The sequence below is a fragment of the Pseudomonas sp. Bout1 genome (genome assembly GCF_034314165.1).
Classification (GTDB): Bacteria; Pseudomonadota; Gammaproteobacteria; order Pseudomonadales; family Pseudomonadaceae; genus Aquipseudomonas.
Map to the genome: position 1 here is coordinate 533,441 of NZ_JAVIWK010000001.1, position 24,629 is coordinate 558,069.

Here is a 24,629-nt window from a genome sequence, read left to right on the forward strand (position 1 = left end):
CTGCTACCGGGCCATTGCTTACACCGCAATGGCCCGGGAGCGTCTCAAGGGGTCAAGTCATCACTTTGCCGTGGCCGGGCCCGCTTCCTGCGGGGCCGGGCGCTTGAGCCTGAGTACCTGCGCGCGGATTTTCGCCGTGGCGGCCGGGGATGCAACCGAGGCATAGCCCTTGGCCAACTGCTCAAAATGCGTTTCGAACAGCCAGTTGCGGTCTTGCGGATAACGTTGCATGTGCCGCAGGTTGCGCTGGCGCAGGGCGTTACGCAGCGCCGAGGGGTAAAGCCGCATGTCTGCCACGTCGATCAGGCCGAACTCGCCGTCATCCATCAACAGCACGTTGCCCAGGTGCAGCGAGCGAAAATAGATGCCGCGCTCGTGCAACTGCGCCATGAACTGGCCGAAGCGTTCAATCAGCGATTCGCGCAGGCTGCTGTCCAGGCTTTGCAAGGCCTGGCGCAGGGTCAGCCCTGGCAGCGGCTGGTACTGCACGGCGCTGCTGTGGTCCTGAAGCTCGTAGAGGCCAAGGATCGCCGGTGAAGGAACGCCTCGCTCACGCAATTGCTCGCTGTTGCTGGCAAACCGCTCGGAGTAAGGGTTGAAGCTACCTGAGGTGTACCAGTTCCGGGCGCGGAACAGTTTCAGGAAGCTGCCGTCTTCCAGGCGCAGGACCTTGGGCCCCAGGCCGTCGGCCTCGATCACGTGGGCGTTGCTGCACAGTTGTTCGAACGCCTGGGGTTTCAGACTTTGCACCGGCATGCGTAGCAGGCTGCGGCGGCGCTGGGCGATGCTCAGGCCGGCGAGCAACGCCAGCGGGATCCACAGCAGGAACCAGTGCTCTTTGGGCCGCGAAAGAATGCCACCGCCTTCGGTCAGGCCGGCACCGATGCCGTACGCCAGCAATGACGAGGCCAGGATGAACAGCGGTTGTGCGCGTGCCTTGAGGCCTTTGTACAAACCCCAGGCGAGCATGAAGGCCCACGGGATGAAACCGATGATGCCGACGTAATAAAGCACGCCCAAGGCGAAGCTGTGGGGTTCGCGAAGCGGCTCGGAGGGATAGTTGGCAGGCAGTACGTAAAGGTCGGAGTCGTAGCTGTGGCCGATCCATGGGTGATCGGCGATCCGCCCCAGGATAATCTGCCAGATTTCAAAACGGAATGAGCTGCCGCGCTCGGTGATCAGGTGCGGGTAAAACAGCAACAGTGCGGCGGCTGCCAGTACCAGGCCGGCAACCATCAGCACTGAACGGCGATTTCGGCTGAGTAAGCCCATCCAGAGCACCGCGAGCACCAGAGCAACCAACGGTGTCCTGGAGCCTGTGGCCAGCACGGCGACAGTCATGATTGCCAGCGCTGGCACGCTAAACCACAGCGCGTGCAAGCGTTTGGTGGTGACGCAGACATACAGCCAATACACACAGAAAAAGCCGAATACGTGGGAACTGAGCAGCGGATTGTCGAGGGCGCCACGGCCTCCGATCATGCGCATTCCAGGCACGAATCCTGAGGCAAAGGCCACCAGGTTGATCGCGCAGACGACGGTTGCGATCACCGCGGCGCTGAAGAAGATGGGCTTGAACAGGTCATTGCGGTAGTGCAGCAGCAAGCCGCACCCGGCAAACAGCATGAAGGTATGCAGCGGGCGCCGGTACAGGTCGGTATCCGGATGGGCTTCCGGGCTCCAGAGCAGGCTGATCAGAGCCCAGGCTGAAAACACCAGGAAAGCGATCGCCAGCGGTTCACGCAGGACCTCCTTCCATTCCCTGGGGCGCAGGCACAGCAGCAGCAACGTCGGGGCGCTGAACAGGCCGTAATAAAACTTGTGCATCACATTGCGGTTGGAAACGAAGAACAGCGCGCTCAAGAGGAGCAAGAGGCCGATCGGCAAAATCCATAGGCACAGGAAGTCGAATACGCGATTTGAGCTATAGATGAGGCGTTTTGAGTGCATACGGGAAAGCCGTTCCTGAACTGAGAAAGTCGAGCATACTAAGGTAGTGGCTATATAGTGTCGCTTGTTGGATCCAACCTGGCTGCAGGCTTGCCGGTGCAAGTACAACAGAGAAGCTGTGCTAAAGTCAGCCTCCTTTTTCAAAACCGCCGCGTGATATGACCGACTCCAGTCCGAGCGCAAGCCCTTCGAGCTTGAAAATATACTTCCGCCTGCTCACCTACGTTAAGCCTTATGCCGGCTTGTTTGCGCTGAGTATTGTCGGCTTTCTGATATTCGCTTCGACCCAGCCAATGCTGGGCTACATCCTCAAGTATTTTGTCGATGGCCTGTCCAACCCAGAGGCGGTGCTGTTTCCCAGCGTGCCTTTGCTGCGTGACCTGCAACTGTTGCAGGCGGTACCGCTGCTGATCATCGTGATCGCCGCGTGGCAAGGCCTCGGCTCGTTCCTGGGCAACTACTTGCTGGCCAAGGTTTCCCTGGGCCTGGTCCATGACTTGCGGGTGCAACTGTTCAACAACTTGCTGACCCTGCCGAATCGCTATTTCGATAACCACAACTCGGGGCACCTGATTTCCCGCATCACCTTTAACGTGACCATGGTCACGGGTGCGGCGACGGATGCGATCAAGGTGGTGATTCGCGAAGGCATGACAGTGATCTTCCTGTTCGCCTCGCTGCTGTATATGAACTGGCGCCTGACGCTGGTGATGATCGCGATCCTGCCGCTGATCGCGGTAATGGTCAGCACGGCCAGCAAGAAATTCCGCAAGCAGAGCAAGAAGATCCAGGTCGCCATGGGCGATGTCACCCACGTTGCCTCGGAAACCATCCAGGGCTACCGCGTGGTGCGCAGCTTTGGTGGCGAGGTCTACGAGCAGAAGCGTTTCCTCAAGGCCAGCCTGAGCAACACCAACAAGCAACTGCGCATGACCCGTACCGGGGCGATCTACACGCCGGCACTGCAACTGGTGATCTACACCGCGATGGCGGTGTTGATGTTCCTGGTTCTGTACCTTCGCGGTGACGCGTCGGCCGGCGACATGGTGGCCTACATCACTCTGGCCGGCCTGCTGCCCAAGCCGATCCGTCAATTGTCGGAGGTCAGCTCGACCATCCAGCGTGGCGTAGCCGGTGCCGAAAGCATTTTCGAGCAGTTGGACGAAGAGGTTGAGGTCGATGGCGGCACCGTCGAGCGCGACAAGGTCAGCGGTCGCCTGGAAGTGCGCAACCTGAACTTCACCTATCCCGGCACCGAGCGCCATGTGCTCAAGGACATCACCTTTACCGCAGAGCCCGGGCAGATGGTTGCCCTGGTGGGGCGCTCGGGCAGCGGCAAGTCGACACTGGCCAGCCTGATCCCGCGTTTCTACCATCATGAAAGCGGCGAAATCCTGCTTGATGGTGTGGAGATCGAAGATTACCGCTTGCTCAACCTGCGCCGGCACATCGCCCAGGTTACCCAGCACGTGACCTTGTTCAGCGATACCGTGACCAACAACATCGCCTACGGTGACCTCGCAGGCGCCCCTCGGGCGGAGGTTGAAGCGGCTGCTGCCGACGCCTACGCCAAGGACTTCATCGACCAGCTCCCAAAAGGCTTTGATACCCAGGTCGGCGAAAACGGCGTGCTGTTGTCCGGTGGCCAGCGCCAGCGCCTGGCGATTGCTCGTGCGTTGCTGAAGAACGCGCCACTGCTGATCCTCGACGAGGCTACCTCGGCGCTGGACACCGAGTCGGAGCGCCATATCCAGGCGGCCCTGGACAAGGTCATGCAGGGCCGCACCACGTTGGTAATCGCCCACCGCCTGTCGACTATCGAGAAAGCCGACCTGATCCTGGTGATGGACGATGGCCGGATCGTCGAGCGTGGTACCCATGGCGAGTTGCTGGCGCAAAACGGTTACTACGCCCGCCTGCACGCCATGGGCCTGGACGCACCGGTTTCGGCCGACATCACCTGATCTGCAGGCGCCGGCTTGCTGGCGATAGCATCATCGCGGTTGCACTGAAAAACCGCAGTGATTGCATCGCCGGCAAGCCGGGCCCTACATTGCACAAGCCTTTGACAACCCTGTGGTAATATCGCGCCCCTGTTCATTTTGTATGTGGGTTGCTCCATGAAGTTGTCCATGCCGCGATTCGATCAAGCCCCTGTCTTGGTGGTCGGCGATGTCATGCTCGACCGTTACTGGCATGGCGGTACCTCACGGATTTCCCCTGAGGCACCGGTACCGGTAGTCAAGGTCGAGCAAATCGAAGACCGTCCAGGTGGCGCTGCCAACGTTGCCCTCAATATTGCCGCCCTCGGCGCCCCGGCTTCCCTGGTGGGTGTGACCGGCGACGACGAGGCTGCCGACAGCCTGGCCAACAGCCTGCGCGGTGCTGGTGTGCGTGCGCTGTTCCAGCGTATTCCCCACCAGCCGACCATCGTCAAGCTGCGGGTCATGAGTCGTCACCAGCAATTGCTGCGTATCGATTTTGAAGAACCCTTCGCCACCGACGCCCAGGCACTCAGCGCCCAGGTTGACGAAATGCTCGAAGGTATCAAGGTGCTGGTGCTGTCTGACTACGGCAAAGGCGCCTTGAAAAATCACCAGGTGCTGATCCAGGCCGCCAAGGCCCGGGGCATTCCGGTGTTGGCAGATCCCAAGGGCAAGGACTTCTCGATTTATCGGGGCGCCAGCCTGATCACGCCGAACCTCAGTGAATTTGAAGCCATCGTCGGCGGCTGCGCCGACGAGCACGAGCTGGTGACCAAGGGTGCCACGCTCATGGCCGACCTCGACCTGGGCGCCTTGCTGGTGACCCGTGGCGAGCACGGCATGACCTTGCTGCGTCCCGATCAGCCGGCCATGCACTTGCCGGCGCGGGCCCGTGAAGTGTTCGACGTAACCGGCGCCGGTGACACGGTAATTTCCACCCTGGCCGCGGCGATTGCAGCGGGTGAGGAACTGCCCCACGCGGTGGCCCTGGCCAACCTGGCGGCAGGCATTGTGGTCGGTAAACTCGGTACGGCAGCCATCAGTGCCCCGGAACTGCGTCGCGCTATCCAGCGTGAGGAAGGTTCGGAGCGTGGTGTGTTGAGCCTTGAGCAATTGCTGCTGGCGATTGACGATGCCCGGGCCCATAACGAAAGCATTGTTTTCACCAATGGTTGTTTCGACATCCTCCACGCCGGTCACGTGACCTACCTGGAGCAGGCGCGTGCCCAAGGCGATCGCTTGATCGTGGCGGTCAACGACGATGCGTCGGTCAGCCGCCTGAAAGGGCCGGGCCGGCCGATCAACAGTGTCGACCGCCGTATGGCGGTGCTGGCGGGTTTGGGCGCGGTGGACTGGGTGATCAGCTTTGCCGAGGCGACTCCCGAGAACCTGCTGGCCCAGGTCAAGCCCGACGTGCTGGTCAAGGGCGGTGATTACTCGGTCGACCAAGTGGTGGGTGCCGATATCGTCAGCGCTTATGGCGGCAAGGTCAAAGTGTTGGGGCTGGTGGAAAACAGCTCGACCACGGCGATTGTCGAGAAGATCCGCAATAACTGATTGTGGGAGCGGGCTTGTGTGGGAGCGGGCTTGCTCGCGAAGGCGCTGGGTCAGCTAGCAGATGCAGTGACTGACACACCGCATTCGCGAGCAAGCTCGCTCCCACATTTGACCGCCGCGACCTGACGTCCCGTTACCGGTTGGCTTTTTTCTTCGGCACGATCTTGCGCAAGATCTGCCGTGCCTTACCCGTCAAGCGTTTCAACTTTGACTCTTTCTCCGGCGCACTCAGCCCTTGTTGGCGTAGCCAGTCTTTCCAGCGGATCCGCTCGTCACGCACGATCCAGCCTTCTTGCTGGGCAAAACTCTCTGCCAGATACAACCCTCGCGTACTCGCCGGATACAGCTGATCCTTCTTCAAGGTGTACAGCTCTGCACACGGCTGTCCGTCCTTCAGCGGCATCAGGTACAAGTCCGGGCGCTGGCGGTCCAGGCGGGCCACCAGTTGGTCGCCTTCCAGGCGTTCGTCCACGTGAAACAGGCTCAGGGACTTAGCCTCCTTGGGCACTTCCAGGCGCAAGTCATAAATAAGTTGCAGCGAAGCCGTCGGCAGGTGCACGTAGGCGCGTGGCCGTTCGATCAATTGCATGGTGGCGCAGCGCACCGGCCGCGCGGCTCCGGACAGCGGCGAGAGACGAAACGGCAACGCTTCGCGGTAATGCAGGGCGGACGAGTAGGGCGCTGGCAGCCAGGTGTCATTGAAGCGCCCGCCCAGCCAGCCTTCCGGGGTTTCCAGCAGGCATTCCTCGGCGATTTCCTGGATGGCGGTGTGCAACGGCAAGTTCAGTTCGTGGGCCGGCACATAACCGGAGATCAGCTTGAGCACCACGTCGCCGCGGTCTTGCCGACGCTGGCGCACCAGCACCCAGTAATCGCGATTTTGCCAGTGCAGGGTCAGGCGTACCGAGACGCCAAGGTTGGCCAGTTCCAGCACAAAACGTTCAGTGTCCTTGACCTCCACCGGCTTACGCCGCTGCAGGGTCTGGGCAAAGTTGAGCGGCATGCCGACACTCTGGTAACTCAAGCCTTCAGGGGTGGCTTCGACGTGCAGCGGCAGTGTCTTGAAGTTACTCGGGTTTTTTCTAATGAGCGTTCGCGGCATGTCGGCTCCTTCTTGCGTCGGGGTCGGCCGCGTCGGCGGCATCAGAGTTGGCAAATGACCTTGGCAGCGGTCGCCACGTTGTGGGCGAGGTGCAGCGGATTAATGGTCCCGACAATAGCACTGGCAACGCCAGTTTGCGCAAACAACAGCATGAAACTGGCGTGAATTGGATCCACTCCTGGGTCCAGGCAAACATGTCCACTGGCCAGGGCTTTTTTTACCAGGATGCCTTTGCCGTGGGCGGCAGCGTAATCAATGACGGCTTTCTCGGCCTGCTCGTTCAGGTTGTAGGTGACCATGGCACAGTCGCCCTGTTCCAGAGCCTTTATACCGCCCTCGACGGTTTTGCCGGAAAAGCCAAAACCGCGAATCTTGCCCTCGCGCTTAAGGTCTTCGAGGGTCTGATAAACCTCGCATTCGTTGAGGATATGCAGGTCGTTGCCGTCGGAGTGCACCAGCACCAGGTCGATAAAATCCGTTTCCAGCCGCGTCAGGCTGCGCTCAACCGAAAACCGGGTATGGGCAGCGCTGAAATCGTGATGGGACACGCCCTCGGCAAACTCCTCGCCCACCTTGCTGACAATCACCCACTCCTGGCGCTGGCCGCGCAACAGCGGGCCCAGGCGTTCTTCGCTGCGGCCGTAGGCGGGCGCAGTGTCGATCAGGTTGATGCCCAGTTGGCGAGCCTGACGCAGCAGCATACGCGCAGCATCATCATCGGGAATCTGGAAGCCGCTGGGGTATTTCACCCCTTGGTCGCGGCCCAGCTTGACGGTGCCAAGTCCCAGCGGCGAGACCAGCAGGCCGGTGCTGCCCAGCGGGCGGTAAAGGTCATGCAGGGTCGGCAGGCTCATGGCAGCAGTTGCTCCCAGGCGGGTTGGGCGACAGCGGGTTTGGGCAGCTCAGGCAGTTTTTCGCAGGTGCCAGGCTTGATGCCGTCACGTTCCAGCGCGTCGATAACCCGGTCGGCGAAGTCCGGTGCCAATGCCAGCTTGGTCGGCCAGCCGACCAGCAGGCGGCCCTGCTCGGCGAGGAAGGCGTTGTCCGGGCGGGTCAGGCCCGACTGCAGCGGCTCGGCGCGATCCACGCGCAGGGTGGCCCACTGGGTCTGGCTCATGTCGATCCAGGGCAACAGTTGGGCCAGCTCTTTTTGTGCGGTGGCGATCTGTTGCTCCGGGGTACGCGCTACACCTTCGGCCTCGGCGATATCACCGCCCATGTACCACACCCAATTGCCATCGTCGGCGGGGTGCGTGGTGATGGTAATGCGCGGCTTGGTGCCGCCGCCCAGGCAGTGGGCGTACAGCGGCTTGAGGCCCGGGCCCTTGGCGATGATCATGTGCAGCGGACGGCGTTGCATGGCGGGCTGGCTCAGGCCCAGGGCGTTCAGCAAGTCCGCGGTGCCGCCACCGGCGCTGAGGACGATACGCTGGGCGCGGATCTCGCGGCCGTCGACCTTCAAGCCTGCCAGTGCGCCATCTTCCATTAACGGTTCGACCTTCTCCCCGGCGAGCAGGCCGTCACCCGCGAGTTGCGCCAGGCGTTCGATCAGGCTCGGGACGTCGACCACCAACTCGGCCAGGCGGTAGACCTTGCCTTTGAAGCGGCGGTCTTGCAGGGCGGGTGGCAGGTCGTCGCCTTTCACCTGATCGACGCGGCCACGTACGGCCTTGCTGGCGAAGAAGCTGGTGAGGTTGCCGGCGATCGTCCCCGGCGACCACAGGTAGTGGGCTTCGGACAACAGGCGTACCCCGGACAAGTCCAGCTCTCCGTTGCCCGCCAGCGCCTCGCGCCAGCGGCGGGGCATGTCGGCGATAGCTTCGGAGGCACCGGTGAGCGCACCGTGCAGTGCGTATTTTGCACCGCCGTGGATGATCCCCTGGGACTTCACGCTTTGCCCGCCACCGAGGGTGGCGCTTTCCACCAGCACCGTGGAAAAGCCCTGGCGGCGCAGGCGCGCATTGAGCCAGAGGCCAGCAACCCCGGCGCCGACGATCAGAACGTCGGTGGAAATAACGGATGGCATGCAGCGACCTCAGTGTTCAAGACAGGCTGCGCAGTATACAGGCTCATGAAGTGAATCTTCGCCCCAACGCACCCTTATGACATACGCACCGTAGGAGCTGTCGAGTGGAACGAGGCTGCGAGTTTCAGCCTCAATTGAGTCTCACGTGAACGCTCAGTGCCCGGCCGTTTTCGAGAACAGCTGAATCACCACCACCCCGAGCACAATCAGGCCCATCCCCAACATCGCCGGGATATCCAGTTTCTGCCCGTAGATAAACAACGCGGCGATGCTGACCATCACGATGCCCATCCCGGCCCACACTGCATACGCGACGCCCACCGGCACGGTACGCACCACCAGCGTCAGCATCCAGAAGGCCACGCCGTAGCCGACGATCACCAGCAACAGTGGGATCGGCGTGCTGAAACCCTTGATCGCTTTCATGGAAACGGTGGCGATCACTTCCGAGCAAATGGCAATGGCCAGGTAATAGTAGGCGGCGTTCATGGGGTAAATCCTCGGTGCGGGGTCGCTTGATAAGGTCGGCATTCTAAAGGCATATCAGGTGCGGTAAAGTCATTACCTATCCGAATTTAAGATGGGCCAGGTCATGAGCGTACAGTGGAGTCTTGAGCAAATGCGCCTGTTTGTCAGCGTCGCCGAGCAACGTTCGTTCTCGGCGGTGGCACGGGACCAGCGCAGGGCGCAATCGGCGGTGAGCAATGGGATTGCGTTGCTGGAGGCAGACCTGGGGGTATGCCTGTTTGACCGCAGCAGCGGCCGTCAGCCTCGCTTGACCGAAGCCGGCACGGCATTGCTCGAAGAGGCGCGGGAGGTCTTGCGCCAGTGTGAGCGCCTGAATGGCCGCGCCCTGTCGTTGATGCGTGGCGAAGAGGCACGTCTGCGCCTGGCCCAGGACGAGGCCATGCTCTACCAGCCGGTCCTCGATAGCCTTGAAGCGCTGGCGGGGAAATTTCCCAGCCTGGAAGTGCAGTTATCCAGCGCCGCTCAAGGCGATGTCGCGCGCAAACTGGTGGAGCGCAAAGCCGACCTGGGCCTGTTGTTCTATCACGATCAAATCCCCGAAGCGTTGGAGCGCCGGGTGCTGGGCAGCGTGGAGATGGTTACGGTCTGCGGCAGGAACCATCCTCTTGCGACGCAAAAGACCGTGGACTGCCAACGTCTTGCACAGTTTCGCCAGTTGCTGATGGCGACCCAGACCAGTGTGTATCCCGGCAGCGAGGCTGCCAGCCCGCAAGTGTGGCGCGCCGACAGCTTCTACGTGCTGGCTGAATGGCTGGCGCGTGGGCTTGGCTGGGCCTGGCTGCCACGGCATGTGGTGCAGTACCCGGCCTACCAGAACCAGATGGTCGAGTTGAACAGCGAATGGACCCCGCCGGCGCTGGTGGTGGAACTGGTCTGGCGCCGCGATGAGCCTCTGGGCCCGGCCGCGCGTTTTCTCGCCGAGCGTTTTGCCGAGTGCTTGCAGGCGATCGACTGAAAAAGCCGATAAACTCCGCCGCCATGAATAGAACTCTCTACAGCTGTCTGTTTTACCTGGCGCTGCCGTTGGTGGCTTTACGTCTGTGGCTGCGGGCCCGCAAGGCGCCGGCCTACGCCAAGCGCGTGGGCGAGCGCTTTTCCTGGGGCTTGCCGGCGATGCAGCCGGGCGGGATCTGGGTGCACGCGGTGTCGGTAGGCGAAAGCATCGCTGCCGCGCCGATGATTCGCGGGTTGCTGCAGCGTTATCCACAGCTGCCGATCACGGTCACCTGCATGACGCCCACCGGTTCCGAGCGCATCCAGGCGTTGTTCGCCAACGAGCCGCGCATCCAGCACTGCTACCTGCCGTACGACTTGCCGTGTGCGGCCAAGCGTTTTCTCGATCGTGTGCAGCCGAAACTGGCGGTGATCATGGAAACCGAACTGTGGCCCAACCACATTCACCAGTGCGCCAAACGCGGAGTTCCCGTGGCATTGGCCAACGCACGGTTGTCGGCCCGTTCAGCCAAGGGCTACGGGCGTTTCGCCAAACTGACCGCGCCGATGCTGGCGCAAATGAGCCTGTTCGCTGTCCAGACCGAGACCGAGGCCGAGCGTTTTCGTAGCCTGGGTGCACGGCCCGAGACTGTCGAGGTCACCGGCTCGATCAAGTTCGACCTGACCATCGACCCGCAACTGCTGGCGCGTGCCGCCGCCTTGCGCGAGCAATGGCACGCCAGCGAGCGCCCGGTGTGGATCGCCGCCAGCACTCACGAAGGTGAGGATGAAGTGGTGCTGGCTGCTCATCGCCAGTTGCTCGCCAGCTATCCCAATGCACTGCTGATTCTGGTGCCGCGCCACCAGGAGCGCTTCAACCCGATGTTCGAGCTGTGCCAGCAGCAGGGTTTCGCCACGGTGCGTCGCTCCAGCGGCGAAGCGGTGACGGCGCAAACCTCGGTGTTGTTGGGCGACACCATGGGCGAGCTACTGTTTTTGTATGCCCTGGCCGACAGCGCCTTTGTCGGCGGCAGCCTGGTCGCCACGGGCGGGCATAACCCGTTGGAGCCGGCGGCCTTGGCCAAGCCGGTGATCTGCGGGCCCCACGTGTTCAACTTCCTGGAGATCAGCGCGATGATGCGCGACGCCGGCGCGTTGCAGGAAGTGGACGATGCCGAAGGTTTGGCGGTGGCCGTGCAGCGCTTGTTCGAGCTGCCGCAGGACGCGCAGAAGATGGGCCAGGCGGGGCTGGCAGTGATGCGGGCGAATCAGGGCGCGTTGAAGCGTTTGCTGGACGGGTTGGGCCGGCTGCTTAACGTATAACAACACACATCAAATGTGGGAGCTGGCTTGCCTGCGATACAGGCGCCTCGGTACGTCAGTTAAACCGAGGTGATGCAATCGCAGGCAAGCCAGCTCCCACATGGGTTATGTGTTGTCTTTAATACCCAGGGTTAGCCTTCAACTGCGCCGCAGCGGCCTTGGCCAGGTCCGGCGGCAGGAAGTCCTTGTCCGGGTTGTAGTCGGCCTTCAGGTACCGCGCCAGGTCCTGCAAATCCCCCGGGTTCAACGTCCCTGCGGCCTGCTTCAAGCGCAGGTTGTCGAGGATGTAGTCGTAGCGGCTGTTGTTGTAGTTGCGCACCGAGGTGTACAGCTGGCGCTGGGCGTCCAGCACATCGACAATATTGCGCGTGCCCACCTGGTACCCGATTTCCGTGGCTTCCACTGCGCTCTGGTTGGAGATGATCGACTGGCGGCGCGCCTGTACCTGTTCCACATCGGTGTTAACCGCGCGGTGCAGGTTGCGGGTGTTTTCCACCACCTGGCGGCGCAGGCCTTCGCGCTGCTGCTCGGTCTGGCCCAGGCGGGAATAGGATTCGCGCACTTGCGAGCTGGTCAGGCCGCCGCTGTACAGCGGGATGTTCAACTGCAAGCCCACGGTGCGTTGCGACACGTCACCGTGGTACGGCTGGCCGAAGGCGCTCGGGTTGCTGAAGCCCAGGGCGTCGTTGTCACCTTTTTCGTACTGCGCCACGGCATCCAGGGTCGGTGCATGGCCGGCCTTGCGTTGCTTGAGGGTTTCTTCGGCGGCGGTGACCGCATAGTTGCTCGCCAGCAGGTTCAGGTTCTGGCGGCCGGCGGTTTCGACCCAGGCCTTGGCGTCGTTTGGCGACGGTGGCAGCACCGGCAGCGTGTGCACGATGCCCTGGATCGAGTTGTACTGGCGGTTGGTCAGGGTGATCAGCGCTTCGAAGGCGTCGTCTACCTGGCGCTGGGCCAGGATCCGGTTGGCGCGTGCGGTGTCATAGCTGGCCTGGGATTGCAGCACGTCGGTCTTGTCCGACAGGCCCACGTCAAAGCGTTCGTTGGACTGGTCCAGCTGGCGCTTGAACGCGGCTTCTTCGGCCTTGGTCGAGGCCAGGTTGTCCTGGGCCCGCAGTACGGAGAAGTAATTTTCGGCGCTTTGCAGGATCAGGTTCTGTTCGGTGGCCGAGAGTTGCAGCGCAGCCTGCTCGTTGACGGCTTCAGCGGCTTGCAACTGGAACCAGCGATCGGCGCGGAACAGTGGCTGGCTCAACGTTGCGCGCCAGGAATGCGCGTCGCGGTTGACCGTGGCGGCGGGCTGGTCCAGCTGGGTGCGTACGTTATTGATGTCGGCACCGGCCGACAGGTTCGGCAGCAAGCCGGCGCGGGCCTGGGGCACCACTTCTTTCTGCGCGCCATACTGGGCGCGGGCGGCGGCCAGGTCGGCATTGTTGTCCACCGCTTCCTGGTAGACGCTGACCAGGTCGGTTTTGGTCGTCAGGGGCGCTTCAGCTGCCCAGACCAGTCCGTTGGTCGCACAAGACACGGCGAGAGCCAGTGAAAGTTTGCGCAGCATGAGGCGATCCCTAGAATAATATTACGGCGATAATTTGGTGCCCAAGGCTAAGGCGGCCCATTCCTGGCGTCAAGGCCTCAAGCAGTCACCGAGTGTAGTGGCGCTATCACGGCACAACAATCCTGTAATTGCGCCATTCATCACGCTGAATGCACCGCCGTTGGCAATTTGCCTGCTCCATGGTCTAGACTGGCGGCGTTCTTGTCGGGGTGCCTTGCTATGAGGCTGAGATCGGTAAATACCGGATCCCGTTGAACCTGATCAGGTTAACGCCTGCGTAGGGAACAAGATTTCTCGTCACCCGGCGAGTCCTCTTGTGCTTCGTCCGGGATGTTGTTCGACAATCGAACAGCCCGTGCGCCAAGCACAGCACTGTCACAGTGCGTCCATCCGTCACAGGTTCGCTCCGACAAAAATCCACCGCCTGGATAGTTGGAGAGCCCGTGATGAGCATCGAATTAAAAAGCCAAAAATCAAAAAACACTGTGCACTTGAGTGAATCGGCCAAGGTCGACTCCGGTTCCGTACAGCCGTTTACCCGCTCGCAAAAAATCTACGTCCAGGGCACCCGTCCGGATATCCGCGTGCCAATGCGCGAAGTCAGCCTCGACGTGACGCCTACCGACTTCGGCGGCGAAATCAACGCGCCGGTGGTGGTCTACGACACCTCCGGCCCGTACACCGACCCGAACGTGATCATCGACGTGCGCAAAGGCCTGGGCGATGTGCGCTCGCCGTGGATCGAATCCCGTGGCGACACCGAGCGCCTGTCGGGCTTGAGCTCGCACTTCGGCCAACAGCGCCTGAGCGATGCCGAGCTGACCGCCCTGCGTTTCGCCCACGTGAAAAACCCGCGCCGTGCCAAGGCCGGGGCCAACGTCACGCAGATGCACTACGCCCGCCAGGGCATCATCACCGCCGAGATGGAATACGTCGCCATCCGCGAAAACATGAAGCTTGAAGAAGCACGCGCAGCCGGCCTGCTGGACCAGCAACACGCCGGCCACAGCTTTGGCGCCAGCGTGCCGAAAATCATCACCCCGGAATTTGTGCGCGAAGAAATCGCCCGTGGCCGCGCGATCATTCCCGCCAACATCAACCACACCGAACTGGAACCGATGATCATCGGCCGTAACTTCCTGGTGAAGATCAACGGCAACATCGGCAACAGCGCCCTGGGTTCGTCCATCGAAGAAGAAGTGGCGAAACTGACCTGGGGCATTCGCTGGGGTTCGGATACCGTGATGGACCTGTCAACCGGCAAGCACATCCATGAAACCCGCGAATGGATCATCCGCAACTCGCCGGTACCGATCGGTACCGTGCCGATCTACCAGGCTTTGGAAAAAGTCGGCGGCGCCGCCGAAGACCTGACCTGGGAGCTGTTCCGCGACACCCTGATCGAACAGGCCGAGCAGGGCGTCGACTACTTCACCATCCACGCCGGCGTATTGCTGCGCTACGTACCGCTGACTGCCAAGCGCGTGACCGGCATCGTTTCCCGGGGCGGTTCGATCATGGCCAAGTGGTGCCTGGCGCACCACAAAGAGAACTTCACCTACACCCATTTCGACGAAATCTGCGAAATCATGAAGGCCTACGACGTCAGCTTCTCCCTGGGGGATGGCCTGCGTCCGGGTTCGATTGCCGACGCCAACGACGCCGCGCAATTCGGCGAGCTGGAAACCCTCGGCGAGCTGACCAAGATCGCCTGGAAGCACGACGTGCAAACCATGATCGAAGGCCCGGGCCACGTGCCGATGCAGTTGATCAAGGAGAACATGGACAAGCAGCTGGAGTGCTGCGACGAGGCGCCGTTCTACACCCTCGGGCCGCTGACCACTGACATTGCGCCGGGCTACGACCACATCACCTCGGGTATCGGTGCGGCGATGATCGGCTGGTTCGGTTGCGCGATGCTCTGCTACGTCACGCCGAAAGAACACTTGGGCCTGCCGAACAAGGATGACGTGAAGACCGGGATCATCACCTACAAGATCGCGGCGCATGCGGCGGATTTGGCCAAGGGGCACCCGGGGGCGCAGATTCGCGACAACGCGTTGAGCAAGGCGCGCTTCGAATTCCGCTGGGAAGACCAGTTCAACCTGGGCCTGGACCCGGACACGGCGCGTTCCTACCACGATGAAACCTTGCCGAAGGATTCGGCCAAGGTCGCGCATTTCTGCTCGATGTGCGGGCCGAAATTCTGTTCGATGAAGATCACCCAGGAAGTGCGTGAGTACGCGGCCAACCAGCGCATTGAAGCGGTGGATGTGGACGTGGCCAAGGGACTGGCGGAGCAGGCGGAGCGGTTCAAGCAGGAAGGCAGTCAGCTGTACAAAAAGGTCTGAATCAGAACCTGTGGCGAGGGAGCTTGCTCCCGCTGGAGTGCGCAGCGCTCCCAGAATCTGGATCGGTGTTTTAACCGACACTCATCAGTTGCAGATTTTGGGGCGGCTTCGCCGCCCAGCGGGAGCAAGCTCCCTCGCCACAGGGGGCTTTGCTGATTCAAATAATAGTGTCCCTCCGAGATAACCCCCTTGAGCATTCAACCCAGCACCTATTCCCCAGACATCGCGGTGCCCACCGACAAGCGCGTCTTCGGCGCCCGCGATCTCTTTTCCCTGTGGTTCTCCCTGGGCATCGGCCTGATGGTCCTGCAAACCGGCGCGCTGTTGGCGCCGGGCCTGGGCCTTTCCGGCTCGTTGCTGGCGATCTTCCTCGGCACCCTGGTCGGCGTACTGCTGCTGGCGGCCGTCGGCGTGATCGGCAGCGACACCGGCTTGTCCTCCATGGCCGCCCTCAAGCTCAGTCTCGGCATCAAGGGCGCAAGCGTGCCTGCGCTGTTGAACCTGCTGCAGTTGATCGGCTGGGGTTCATTCGAAATCATCGTGATGCGCGATGCCGCCAGCCTGCTGGGGACACGCGCGTTCAGCGAAGGCAGCCTGCTGGCCAGCCCGCTGTTCTGGACCCTGGTATTCGGCGCACTCGCAACCTTGCTCGCCGTCAGTGGCCCGCTGACCTTTGTGCGCCAGGTCTTGCGCAAGTGGGGCATCTGGCTGTTGCTCGCCGCCTGCCTGTGGCTGACCTGGAACCTGTTCGCCAAGGCTGACCTGGCCGCACTCTGGGCCCAGGCCGGTGACGGTTCGATGCCATTTGCGGTGGGTTTTGATATCGCCATCGCCATGCCGTTGTCCTGGCTGCCACTGATTGCCGACTATTCGCGCTTCGGCAAGCGCGCCAAAAGTGTGTTCGGCGGCACGGCGCTGGGCTTCTTTATCGGTAACTTCTGGCTGATGAGCCTGGGCGTGGCCTACACCCTGGCGTTTGCGCCGAGCGGTGAAGTGAATGCGTTGCTGCTGGCATTGGCCGGGGCCGGCCTGGGGATTCCGCTGCTGCTGATCCTGCTGGATGAATCAGAAAACGCCTTCGCCGATATTCACTCGGCGGCGGTGTCCAGCGGGATTCTGTTGCGCTTGAAAGTCGAGCACCTGGCGCTGGCCATCGGCGTTGTCTGCACGCTGATCGCCTGCTTCGCACCGTTGGCGCAGTACCAGAACTTCCTGTTGCTGATCGGCTCGGTGTTCGCGCCGCTGTTCGGTGTGGTGCTGGTGGATCACTTCATCCTGCGTCGCCGTGGCCATGGGGTCGCCGCCAACCTGCGCTGGCCGGCACTGTTGGCCTGGCTCGGTGGCATCAGCACCTATCATTTGCTGGCCAATCTGTACCCGGATGTCGGCGCGACCCTGCCGGCGCTGGTGCTGGCAGGGCTGTTGCACTTCATCCTGGGCCGGGCCTTCAGTGGCGTGCGGGCACCAGCTCAGGTTTGATCACACCAGTCAGGCGCGCATAGGGGATGGTCATTTCGATCAGCCCCAATGCGTAAGGGGCGATGGTGGTCACGTTGTACTTGAGCACCACGCCATTGCTGGTCAGCGCCACATTCGGGGTTTTCTGGAACGGCCAGTTCTTCACGAACTCCGGGTCACGGTCCATCTGCGAGTTGATCAGCCAGTTGTTGTGGGCGACTTTTGCGGTCTTCCAGAACGCATCTTCCTGGCCCGGCAACAGCATGTCGGCCAGGCTCAACTCTTTGTGCAGCAGGCGTGAATAGTTAATGAAGCCACGGCCCGGCTCGCCGTGGGCGGTGCCGGTGTCCAGGTAGCTGGAGACTTCAACGATCACCAGTCCGTCATGCTGCTCACGTACCTTGGCCTGCAAGTACATGCTGTTGCGGTCAGGCGACTCACGCAGGAATTTGTCCCGGTAGGCGTTCAGGGTGGCAGGCATGCTCTGGCCGGGCGAGGTGCGGGCCATCTGCAGCAGGCGCTGTTCGACGATCTGGTCCAATTGTGGCTCGGACGGGAAATGCACGGTGTCGATGTTCACCAGCGGGCAATCCGGGCTGCCGCAGCCGGGTTTGATCTGCTCGGAGGCGTCGGCGGTGGTGTCCAGCGGCTTGACGTAGCTGGGTTGGAACAGGCTCTGGCAAGCGCCGAGGGTCAGGGCGATACAGGCCACGGAGGCGACTTTTAAAAGCGACATGTGTGTCCTTCGTAAATCGATTGAAAGCGAAAATTGTGGAGCTTCGACTACCGACAAGGCAGTCAGTTCGCCACTAAGCTGATTAGAGTGAGTTTGACGCCCGCCGTCTATCCCGGCAACCGGAAAGGGGCTGCATCAAGGGGCACGAGCGCGTTAGGATGGCGCGATGTCGAGGCCGCCTCGATACCGCAAGGCAAAAAACGAGGGTTGATATGACGGACACAGCGAAATCGACGCCGAGCAAAGTCGAGATTGTTCAGCGCGACAATGCCTACAAGGGCTTCTACAAACTGGACCGGCTGAAGCTGCGGCACGAGAAGTTTGATGGCGGCATGAGCCGTGAGCTCAGTCGTGAAGTCTTTGTTCGTCATGACGCTGTGTGTGTGCTGCCTTACGACCCGCAGCGCGATAAAGTGGTGTTGATCGAGCAGTTTCGCGTGGGCGCCATGGGCCGTACCGACAACCCATGGCTGATCGAAATGGTCGCCGGCCTGATCGACAAGGATGAGCAACCGGAGGAGGTTGCACACCGCGAAGCCGAAGAGGAAGCTGGCCTTACATTCTCCGCCCTCTGGCCGATCACTCAGTACTTTCCATCGCCGGGCGGCAGCACCGAATTTGTCCACTTGTTCCTGGGGCGTTGCGAAAGCGCCGGGGCCGGTGGCGTCCATGGACTGGAAGAGGAAGCCGAAGATATCCGCGTCACCGTGTGGGCTTTTGAAGATGCCCTGCAAGCGGTACGTGACGGTAAAATTTCCAACGCAGCGAGCATTATTGCCCTGCAATGGCTTGCGCTTAATCGCGCAGAAGTGAGGGGGTTATGGCAGTAAAGACACGGGAGCGATATCGGGTTGACCTGATCGGGCTGCAAGCAGCCTGCGAGGCCAACTATGCACGGCTGATGCGGCTGTTGCCGGACATGCGCCACACCCCCGAGGCGCGGCGCATCGCGGTGACCCACGGTGACCAGATGCTCGGTGTGCTGACCCTGGAAGTGATCGTGAACTGCCCGTACACCACCACCCTGCGGGTGCGCCAGGAGCACAGCCTGCCATGGTTGCCGGTGCCGCAGCTGGAAGTGCAGGTGTACCACGACGCCCGCATGGCCGAAGTAATCAGTGCCGAGCATGCACGACGCTTTCGCAGCATCTATCCTTATCCCAATGTGTTCATGCACCAGCCCGATGAGAAAGCACAGCTCAATGTGTTCCTCGGCGAATGGTTGAGCCACTGCCTGGCCCTGGGCCACGAGTTCGAAGTCGTTCGATAGATGTGAACTGTGTCCGCTTCACGGGTTTCCTCTTTGTGTCCTGCCCCAGCATAATCGCCTCACATGACCATTCCTGTGATCACGCCCTGGGAGAACGCCTTGCCGAGCGTATCCGCCTTGAACCCTGACGCTTCGGCGTTGCTGGTGCAGTTGTCTGACAGCCATTTGTTCGCCGAGGCGGACGGCGCGCTGCTGGGCATGAATACCCGCGACAGTTTGCAACGGGTCATCGACGCGGTGCTGGCGCAGCAGCCGCAGATTGACCTGGTGCTGGCCACTGGGGATTTGTCCCAGGACGGTACGCTTGCGTCCTATCAGGCGTTTCGCGACATGACCCGGCAGGTGCAGGCGCCGGCGCGCTGGATTCCGGGTAACCACGATGAGCCGCAGGTGATGCAGCAGGCGGCGATCAACAGCGCGCTGCTGGAGCCGGTGGTGGATGTGGGCAACTGGCGCGTGACCCTGCTGGACTCGGCTGTGCCGGGCTCGGTGCCGGGGTATTTGCAGGACCAGCAGCTGCAATTGCTGGCGCAGTCGTTGAGTGAGGCGCCGACGCGGCATCATCTGGTGTGTTTTCACCATCATCCGGTGTCGATTGGGTGCGCGTGGATGGAGCCCATCGGGTTGCGTAATCCTGAGGCGCTGTTTGCGGTGTTGGATCGGTTTCCGCAGGTGCGGGCGGTGCTTTGGGGGCATGTGCATCAGGAGGTTGATCGGGAGCGCAATGGGGTGCGTTTGTTGGCTTCGCCGTCTACGTGCATTCAGTTCGCTCCCGGGAGTGAGGATTTCAAGGTGAGTGAGCAGGCGCCGGGGTATCGCTGGCTGCGGTTGCATGCCGACGGGCGGTTGGACACTGGCGTGGAGCGGGTTGAGGGGTTTGTGTTTCAGGTGGATTACGGTAGTGACGGGTATTGACGGTTTTGGGGGTATATCCGTTATTTAGGTAACGGCTACTTAGGGTTCCGCTCTTACAGCGGGTCACTTTTGAAAAGCGCAAAAGTAACCAAAACGCTCTGCCCCGCCTGTCGGCGCCTCGCTGTGGCTCGGCGTTCCCTCACTCCGGAATTGCTCCGCGGGCCGCCGCGACGGCCCGTCCCTGGCCCGTCGCGGCTAAACCGGCGTCCTGCCGGTTTACCCGCTCCTCAATCCCTGCGTTCGGCCTCGGGCTGAATGGGGCAGTCAGATCAAGATCAAGAGCAAGAGCACGGCGGCCTGAAAGCCGACCTGAGTGTTAAAAGCCAAGGCAAAAGCTGTAGGAGCTGGCTTGCCGGCGATGCAGGCGACTCGGTTTCTCAGACACCCCGCGGCGATGCCATCGCAGGCAAGCCAGCCCTACATTGGAACCGTGCCCGCTTTAGCTTTTGATCTGGCTTTTAACACTCAAGCCGGCCTGTAGGCCGCTGTGTTCTTGATCTGCTTGTGATCTTGATCTTAGGCGCCCCGTCAACCACGCTGGCCGAACGCAGGTATTACGGAGCGGGTAAACCGGCAGGACGCCGGTTTAGCCGCGACGGGCCAGGGACGGGCCGTCGCGGCGGCCCGCGGAGTAATGCCGGAGTGAGGGAACACCGAGCCTAGGCGAGGTGCCGAGTGGTGGGGCAAGAGCCTTTTGGTTACTTTTGGGCTCCTTTCAAAAGTGACCCGCCGTAAGGGCGGAACCCATACAAGCCATCACCCAAAAAATGGATATACACCCAGAAACCCCGCTAGAGCCTAGCCCCCAAGTTCCCTGTAAACTGCCCCTCTTTAAGCCGACCCCAGAGGACCCGGAATGTCCGCATCGATCTTGTATATCCACGGTTTCAACAGCGCACCAGCCTCCAACAAGGCCAGCCAACTGATCACCGTGATGGACAGCCTCGGTCTGGCCGACCAACTACGGGTGCCGGCCCTGCATCACCACCCCCGCCAGGCGATCCCCCAGTTGGAGGAAGCGATCCGTGACCTCGGAAGGCCACTGCTGGTCGGCAGCTCACTCGGCGGCTACTATGCAACCCATCTTGCCGAACGCCATGGCCTCAACGCCTTGCTGGTCAACCCGGCGGTCAGCCCTCATCGGATGTTCGACGGTTACCTGGGCACCCAGAAGAACCTCTACACCGACGAGACCTGGGAATTGACCCTCGACCACGTCACGGCCCTGGCCGAGCTGGAAGTGCCGGCGCCCCAAGACGGCCAGCGTTATCAGGTGTGGTTGCAGACCGGGGACGAAACACTGGATTATCGGCTCGCCCAGCAGTATTACCGGGCCTGTGCCCTGCGCATCCAGGCCGGCGGCGACCATGGTTACCAGGGCTTCGCCCAGCAGTTACCGGCGCTGTTGAGTTTTGCCGGCATAGGCTCCGATCAGTACCAATCCTTCGATTTCACCGCATTGTGAAACCGCAGGTTACTTTTTAATCGAACGACTCACGACGAGACCCCATGGCCACTCCCAGCGCTAGCTCTTATAACGCCGACGCCATCGAAGTCCTCTCGGGCCTCGACCCGGTGCGCAAACGCCCCGGCATGTACACCGACACCAGTCGGCCGAACCACCTTGCCCAGGAAGTCATCGACAACAGCGTCGACGAAGCCTTGGCCGGGCACGCCAAGTCGGTACAAGTCATCCTTCACGCCGACCATTCCCTGGAAGTGTCCGACGACGGTCGCGGCATGCCGGTGGACATTCACCCGGAAGAGGGTGTGTCGGGCGTCGAGCTGATCCTCACCAAGCTGCACGCCGGCGGCAAGTTCTCGAACAAGAACTACCAGTTCTCCGGCGGCCTGCACGGTGTGGGTATTTCCGTGGTCAACGCCTTGTCGAACCACGTGCGGGTCAAGGTCAAGCGCGACGGCAACGAGTACCAGATGACTTTCGCCGATGGCTATAAAGCCACCGACCTGGAAGTGATCGGCACCGTCGGCAAGCGCAATACCGGCACCAGCGTGTATTTTGCGCCGGACCCGAAATACTTCGATTCACCCAAGTTCTCCATCAGCCGCCTCAAGCACGTGCTCAAGGCCAAGGCTGTGCTGTGCCCGGGCCTGCTGGTCAGCTTTGAAGACAAAGGCACCGGCGAAAAGATCGAGTGGCACTACGAAGACGGCCTGCGCTCCTACCTCGAAGACTCCGTCAGCGACTTCGAGCGCCTGCCCAACGAGCCGTTCTGCGGCAGCCTGGCCGGTAACAAGGAAGCCGTGGATTGGGCTTTGCTGTGGCTGCCGGAAGGCGGCGACAGCGTCCAGGAAAGCTACGTCAACCTGATCCCGACTGCCCAGGGCGGCACCCACGTCAACGGGTTGCGCCAGGGTTTGCTGGATGCCATGCGCGAATTCTGCGAATACCGCAGCCTGCTGCCACGTGGCGTCAAGCTGGCACCGGAAGACGTCTGGGAGCGGATCGCGTTCGTCCTGTCGATGAAGATGCAGGAGCCGCAATTCTCCGGCCAGACCAAGGAGCGCCTGTCGTCCCGCGAAGCGGCGGCGTTTGTCTCCGGTGTGGTCAAGGACGCCTTCAGCCTGTGGCTCAATGAACACCCCGAATTGGGCCTGGCTCTGGCAGAACTGGCGATCAATAACGCCGGCCGCCGCCTGAAGGCCAGCAAGAAAGTCGAGCGCAAGCGCATCACCCAGGGCCCGGCACTCCCGGGCAAGCTGGCGGACTGCGCCGGGCAAGACCCAATGCGCTCCGAGCTGTTCCTGGTCGAAGGTGACTCTGCCGGCGGTTCTGCCAAGCAAGCACGGGACAAGGAATTCCAGGCGATCCTGCCCCTGCGCGGCAAGATTCTCAACACCTGGGAAGTCGACGGCAGCGAAGTGCTGGCCAGCCAGGAAGTGCACAACATCGCCGTGGCCATCGGGGTTGACCCGGGCTCGGCCGATATCGCCCAGCTGCGCTACGGCAAAATCTGCATCCTCGCCGACGCCGACTCCGACGGCCTGCACATTGCGACCCTGCTCTGCGCGCTGTTCGTCCAGCATTTCCGCCCGTTGGTGGATGCCGGTCACGTCTATGTCGCCATGCCGCCGCTGTACCGTATCGACCTGGGCAAAGAGATTTTCTACGCCCTGGACGAAGCCGAGCGTGATGGCATTCTCGACCGCCTGGTGGCGGAGAAGAAACGCGGCAAGCCTCAGGTCACCCGATTCAAAGGCCTGGGTGAGATGAACCCGCCGCAATTGCGGGAAACCACCATGGACCCGAACACCCGGCGCCTGGTGCAATTGACCCTGGAAGATTTTGCCGCCACCTCGGAAATGATGGACATGTTGCTGGCGAAGAAACGTGCGCCGGATCGCAAGAGCTGGCTGGAGTCCAAGGGCAACCTGGCCGAGGTTCTGGGCTGATGCGCAGCGGTTTCGCCCTGGCGATTCTGTTGTTGAGCGGGTTGGCGTCCACCTCGGTGGTCGCGGCGCCCGTGGATGAGCTGAAGCTGTTGTCTGAACACCCGGTGGAAGGCATGCGCGGCGGTAACCTGTCGGGCCTGGCCTTGTGTGGCGATGAGTTGTGGACGGTGTCCGACCGCGACGACGACCAGATTTATCGGCTGGATACCTCTGCGCCGGTTTGGAAGGCTGAGAAGTTCGGCATCGATGTTCCACCGGTGCCGGCGTCCGGGTTGCCCTGGGGGCTACGCTCGCGAAACACGGCTGCGTCATTTATTCGCGGTGGTGACCTGGATTTTGAGGGCATCAGCTGCGATGCGGCGGGCAACCGCTACATTGTCAGCGAGGCTCACGCGGCTGTGCTGAGAGTGCCGTTTTCCGGCGAACACGGTAACACTGAGTGGTTGAAGATCGCCCCGGGCATGGTGCGCGAAGCCCGGGCCAGTGGCATGTTGTTGCACTTCAATGCACTGTTCGAAGGGCTGGCGGTGAACCCGGAAGGCAATCAGATCTGGCTCGCGGCTGAACGCGAGCGGCGCGGGTTGATTTCCATCAAGCGCCCGCAAACCCTCTGGGATTGCGACGGTCCTTGCGTGTTGTTGAGCGAGGCGGGCACCGAGATGCAGCCGGCGCAGATGCCCAAGGCCAAAGCGGTGTCGCGCAATTTCTCTGACATCGCGTTGTTCGAGGGCAAGCTGTTTACCCTCGAAAGCAGCCAGTTTCAGCTGTGCCGGCGTGATCCCGTGACGGCGAAGGTTGAGCAATGCTGGTCCTATGCCGATGAAATGCTGGCGCCGCAGCGCCAATACAATCAGCCCTACGGCCTGGCCGAAGCGTTGGTGATCGATGCTCAAGGTGCCTGGATTGGCCTGGACAATAATTTCGGCGCTCGCGCCGATGGCGAAAAACGGCCGATGGTCTATCGTTTCGCCGCCCCTGCGGGTGGCTGGAGCGTCAAGCCATGAGCAGCCAGCCCGCCGGCAAGCGCGCCGGCCGTGTGTTGATGTTTGTGGCATGGGGCGCAGGATTGTTTTTGGCAACACGGTTTTTTGGGCAGTGGGAAGCGCGTCAGGAAAATCCCAATGCCGTGGTGACCTCGGAACAACACGAGGGTTATATCGAAGTAAAACTGCTGGGCAACGGCCAAGGGCATTTTGTTGCCACTGGCCAGATCAACGGCCAGCCAGTGGAGTTTATGCTCGACACCGGGGCCACCGACGTGGCGGTTCCGGCCGAACTGGCCGACCGTCTCGGGCTTAAACGCGGCATGCCGGTTGGCGTGAGTACTGCCAACGGGCGAACCCAAGGCTTGCGGACCGAACTGGGCCGCCTGCAACTGGGCGATATCGTCCTGCACGATGTGCGCGCCCTGGTGGTTCCGGGGTTGGGCGATGAACAGGTATTGCTGGGCATGAGTGCGTTGAAACAACTTGAATTTACCCAGCGCAGCGGCACCTTGCTGCTGCGCCAGACCAAACAATGAT

Annotated in this window: 20 protein-coding genes and 1 riboswitch; of the genes, 13 read left to right on the forward strand and 7 right to left on the reverse strand. The window is 61.7% G+C overall.

Translation table 11 applies throughout. The features are described 5' to 3' along the window. Positions 1 to 60: 60 nt before the first annotated feature. Complete coding sequence (locus RGV33_RS02395) at positions 61 to 1,950, reverse strand: O-antigen ligase family protein (RefSeq protein WP_322142960.1); 1,890 nt, start codon at positions 1,948 to 1,950, stop codon at positions 61 to 63. A gap of 158 nt (positions 1,951 to 2,108) precedes the next feature. On the opposite strand from RGV33_RS02395, the gene msbA reads away from it, so the two are divergent. Beyond that, positions 2,109 to 3,914, forward strand: coding sequence for a lipid A export permease/ATP-binding protein MsbA (msbA, locus tag RGV33_RS02400; RefSeq protein ID WP_322142961.1), 1,806 nt, complete (start codon positions 2,109 to 2,111; stop codon positions 3,912 to 3,914). A 156-nt stretch (positions 3,915 to 4,070) separates the two neighbouring features. Continuing rightward, positions 4,071 to 5,492 (forward strand): bifunctional D-glycero-beta-D-manno-heptose-7-phosphate kinase/D-glycero-beta-D-manno-heptose 1-phosphate adenylyltransferase HldE, encoded by a 1,422-nt coding sequence (hldE, locus tag RGV33_RS02405; protein WP_322142962.1) that lies wholly within the window; start codon positions 4,071 to 4,073, stop codon positions 5,490 to 5,492. A gap of 133 nt (positions 5,493 to 5,625) precedes the next feature. Here the strand turns inward: hldE and RGV33_RS02410 are convergent, their stop codons facing one another. The 4 genes from RGV33_RS02410 to RGV33_RS02425 all read right to left on the reverse strand — a co-directional run bounded on the left by RGV33_RS02410 (position 5,626) and on the right by RGV33_RS02425 (position 9,109). Beyond that, positions 5,626 to 6,594, reverse strand: coding sequence for a hypothetical protein (locus RGV33_RS02410; protein WP_008439131.1), 969 nt, complete (start codon positions 6,592 to 6,594; stop codon positions 5,626 to 5,628). A gap of 41 nt (positions 6,595 to 6,635) precedes the next feature. Then, positions 6,636 to 7,448: an aldo/keto reductase gene (locus RGV33_RS02415; RefSeq protein WP_322142963.1), complete on the reverse strand. Its 813-nt coding sequence runs from the start codon at positions 7,446 to 7,448 to the stop codon at positions 6,636 to 6,638. Beyond that, positions 7,445 to 8,620: an NAD(P)/FAD-dependent oxidoreductase gene (locus tag RGV33_RS02420; protein ID WP_322142964.1), complete on the reverse strand. Its 1,176-nt coding sequence runs from the start codon at positions 8,618 to 8,620 to the stop codon at positions 7,445 to 7,447. Before RGV33_RS02420 ends, RGV33_RS02415 begins: the two co-directional genes overlap by 4 nt. A 153-nt stretch (positions 8,621 to 8,773) precedes the next feature. Continuing rightward, positions 8,774 to 9,109, reverse strand: coding sequence for a DMT family transporter (locus RGV33_RS02425; RefSeq protein WP_003209492.1), 336 nt, complete (start codon positions 9,107 to 9,109; stop codon positions 8,774 to 8,776). Positions 9,110 to 9,212: 103 nt separating this feature from the next. Here RGV33_RS02425 and RGV33_RS02430 point away from each other — a divergent pair, with 103 nt between their 5' ends. Next, positions 9,213 to 10,103 carry a LysR family transcriptional regulator gene (locus RGV33_RS02430; RefSeq protein ID WP_322142965.1) on the forward strand — a complete coding sequence of 297 codons (891 nt, stop codon included), beginning with the start codon at positions 9,213 to 9,215 and terminating at the stop codon, positions 10,101 to 10,103. A 23-nt stretch (positions 10,104 to 10,126) separates the two neighbouring features. Beyond that, entirely contained in the window at positions 10,127 to 11,404 is a 1,278-nt protein-coding gene (waaA, locus tag RGV33_RS02435) for a lipid IV(A) 3-deoxy-D-manno-octulosonic acid transferase (RefSeq protein WP_322142966.1), read from the forward strand. A 118-nt stretch (positions 11,405 to 11,522) separates the two neighbouring features. On the opposite strand, the gene RGV33_RS02440 is transcribed toward waaA, so the two are convergent. Further along, positions 11,523 to 12,962: a TolC family outer membrane protein gene (locus RGV33_RS02440; RefSeq protein ID WP_322142967.1), complete on the reverse strand. Its 1,440-nt coding sequence runs from the start codon at positions 12,960 to 12,962 to the stop codon at positions 11,523 to 11,525. Positions 12,963 to 13,157: 195 nt separating this feature from the next. Next, positions 13,158 to 13,263: riboswitch (TPP riboswitch) on the forward strand. 145 nt (positions 13,264 to 13,408) lie between these two features. Here RGV33_RS02440 and thiC point away from each other — a divergent pair. Beyond that, positions 13,409 to 15,313, forward strand: coding sequence for a phosphomethylpyrimidine synthase ThiC (gene thiC, locus RGV33_RS02445; protein ID WP_169357581.1), 1,905 nt, complete (start codon positions 13,409 to 13,411; stop codon positions 15,311 to 15,313). Between the two features lie 189 nt (positions 15,314 to 15,502). Continuing rightward, complete coding sequence (cytX, locus tag RGV33_RS02450) at positions 15,503 to 16,792, forward strand: putative hydroxymethylpyrimidine transporter CytX (protein ID WP_322142968.1); 1,290 nt, start codon at positions 15,503 to 15,505, stop codon at positions 16,790 to 16,792. Here the strand turns inward: cytX and RGV33_RS02455 are convergent. Next, entirely contained in the window at positions 16,761 to 17,507 is a 747-nt protein-coding gene (locus RGV33_RS02455) for an RsiV family protein (protein ID WP_322142969.1), read from the reverse strand. The two genes, cytX and RGV33_RS02455, sit on opposite strands and share 32 nt — an antisense overlap. A 212-nt stretch (positions 17,508 to 17,719) precedes the next feature. Here RGV33_RS02455 and RGV33_RS02460 point away from each other — a divergent pair, with 212 nt between their 5' ends. The 7 genes from RGV33_RS02460 (at position 17,720) to RGV33_RS02490 (ending at position 24,628) form a co-directional block, all read left to right on the forward strand. Beyond that, the gene (locus RGV33_RS02460; protein ID WP_322142970.1) at positions 17,720 to 18,337 is read left to right on the forward strand and encodes an NUDIX domain-containing protein; all 618 of its coding nucleotides are present in this window, start codon (positions 17,720 to 17,722) and stop codon (positions 18,335 to 18,337) included. Then, positions 18,328 to 18,777 (forward strand): DUF1249 domain-containing protein, encoded by a 450-nt coding sequence (locus RGV33_RS02465; RefSeq protein ID WP_322142971.1) that lies wholly within the window; start codon positions 18,328 to 18,330, stop codon positions 18,775 to 18,777. Before RGV33_RS02460 ends, RGV33_RS02465 begins: the two co-directional genes overlap by 10 nt. 99 nt (positions 18,778 to 18,876) lie before the next feature. Continuing rightward, a complete protein-coding gene (cpdA, locus tag RGV33_RS02470) occupies positions 18,877 to 19,692 on the forward strand; it encodes a 3',5'-cyclic-AMP phosphodiesterase (protein WP_322148602.1) in 816 nt (271 codons plus the stop codon). 856 nt (positions 19,693 to 20,548) lie between these two features. Further along, the gene (locus tag RGV33_RS02475) at positions 20,549 to 21,157 is read left to right on the forward strand and encodes a YqiA/YcfP family alpha/beta fold hydrolase (protein WP_322142972.1); all 609 of its coding nucleotides are present in this window, start codon (positions 20,549 to 20,551) and stop codon (positions 21,155 to 21,157) included. 44 nt (positions 21,158 to 21,201) lie between these two features. Next, entirely contained in the window at positions 21,202 to 23,106 is a 1,905-nt protein-coding gene (parE, locus tag RGV33_RS02480; protein WP_322142973.1) for a DNA topoisomerase IV subunit B, read from the forward strand. After that, on the forward strand, positions 23,106 to 24,110 hold the full coding sequence (locus RGV33_RS02485; RefSeq protein ID WP_322142974.1) for an esterase-like activity of phytase family protein: 1,005 nt from the start codon (positions 23,106 to 23,108) through the stop codon (positions 24,108 to 24,110). The genes parE and RGV33_RS02485 overlap by 1 nt, the downstream gene beginning before the upstream one ends. Next, the gene (locus RGV33_RS02490) at positions 24,107 to 24,628 is read left to right on the forward strand and encodes a retropepsin-like aspartic protease family protein (RefSeq protein WP_322142975.1); all 522 of its coding nucleotides are present in this window, start codon (positions 24,107 to 24,109) and stop codon (positions 24,626 to 24,628) included. Before RGV33_RS02485 ends, RGV33_RS02490 begins: the two co-directional genes overlap by 4 nt. The last annotated feature ends 1 nt before the right edge of the window (position 24,629 follow it).

Excerpts from the sequence above, each read along its gene's own strand:
- RGV33_RS02415 (WP_322142963.1), bottom strand. The coding sequence starts at position 7,448 with ATGAGCCTGCCGACCCTGCATGACCTTTACCGCCCGCTGGGCAGCACC.
- RGV33_RS02420 (WP_322142964.1), bottom strand. The coding sequence starts at position 8,620 with ATGCCATCCGTTATTTCCACCGACGTTCTGATCGTCGGCGCCGGGGTT.
- parE (WP_322142973.1), top strand. The coding sequence starts at position 21,202 with ATGGCCACTCCCAGCGCTAGCTCTTATAACGCCGACGCCATCGAAGTC.
- RGV33_RS02395 (WP_322142960.1), bottom strand. The coding sequence starts at position 1,950 with ATGCACTCAAAACGCCTCATCTATAGCTCAAATCGCGTATTCGACTTC.
- RGV33_RS02425 (WP_003209492.1), bottom strand. The coding sequence starts at position 9,109 with ATGAACGCCGCCTACTATTACCTGGCCATTGCCATTTGCTCGGAAGTG.
- RGV33_RS02455 (WP_322142969.1), bottom strand. The coding sequence starts at position 17,507 with ATGTCGCTTTTAAAAGTCGCCTCCGTGGCCTGTATCGCCCTGACCCTC.
- RGV33_RS02490 (WP_322142975.1), top strand. The coding sequence starts at position 24,107 with ATGAGCAGCCAGCCCGCCGGCAAGCGCGCCGGCCGTGTGTTGATGTTT.
- RGV33_RS02410 (WP_008439131.1), bottom strand. The coding sequence starts at position 6,594 with ATGCCGCGAACGCTCATTAGAAAAAACCCGAGTAACTTCAAGACACTG.
- RGV33_RS02475 (WP_322142972.1), top strand. The coding sequence starts at position 20,549 with ATGTCCGCATCGATCTTGTATATCCACGGTTTCAACAGCGCACCAGCC.
- RGV33_RS02465 (WP_322142971.1), top strand. The coding sequence starts at position 18,328 with ATGGCAGTAAAGACACGGGAGCGATATCGGGTTGACCTGATCGGGCTG.
- RGV33_RS02460 (WP_322142970.1), top strand. The coding sequence starts at position 17,720 with ATGACGGACACAGCGAAATCGACGCCGAGCAAAGTCGAGATTGTTCAG.
- msbA (WP_322142961.1), top strand. The coding sequence starts at position 2,109 with ATGACCGACTCCAGTCCGAGCGCAAGCCCTTCGAGCTTGAAAATATAC.
- RGV33_RS02430 (WP_322142965.1), top strand. The coding sequence starts at position 9,213 with ATGAGCGTACAGTGGAGTCTTGAGCAAATGCGCCTGTTTGTCAGCGTC.
- hldE (WP_322142962.1), top strand. The coding sequence starts at position 4,071 with ATGAAGTTGTCCATGCCGCGATTCGATCAAGCCCCTGTCTTGGTGGTC.
- thiC (WP_169357581.1), top strand. The coding sequence starts at position 13,409 with ATGAGCATCGAATTAAAAAGCCAAAAATCAAAAAACACTGTGCACTTG.
- waaA (WP_322142966.1), top strand. The coding sequence starts at position 10,127 with ATGAATAGAACTCTCTACAGCTGTCTGTTTTACCTGGCGCTGCCGTTG.
- RGV33_RS02440 (WP_322142967.1), bottom strand. The coding sequence starts at position 12,962 with ATGCTGCGCAAACTTTCACTGGCTCTCGCCGTGTCTTGTGCGACCAAC.
- RGV33_RS02485 (WP_322142974.1), top strand. The coding sequence starts at position 23,106 with ATGCGCAGCGGTTTCGCCCTGGCGATTCTGTTGTTGAGCGGGTTGGCG.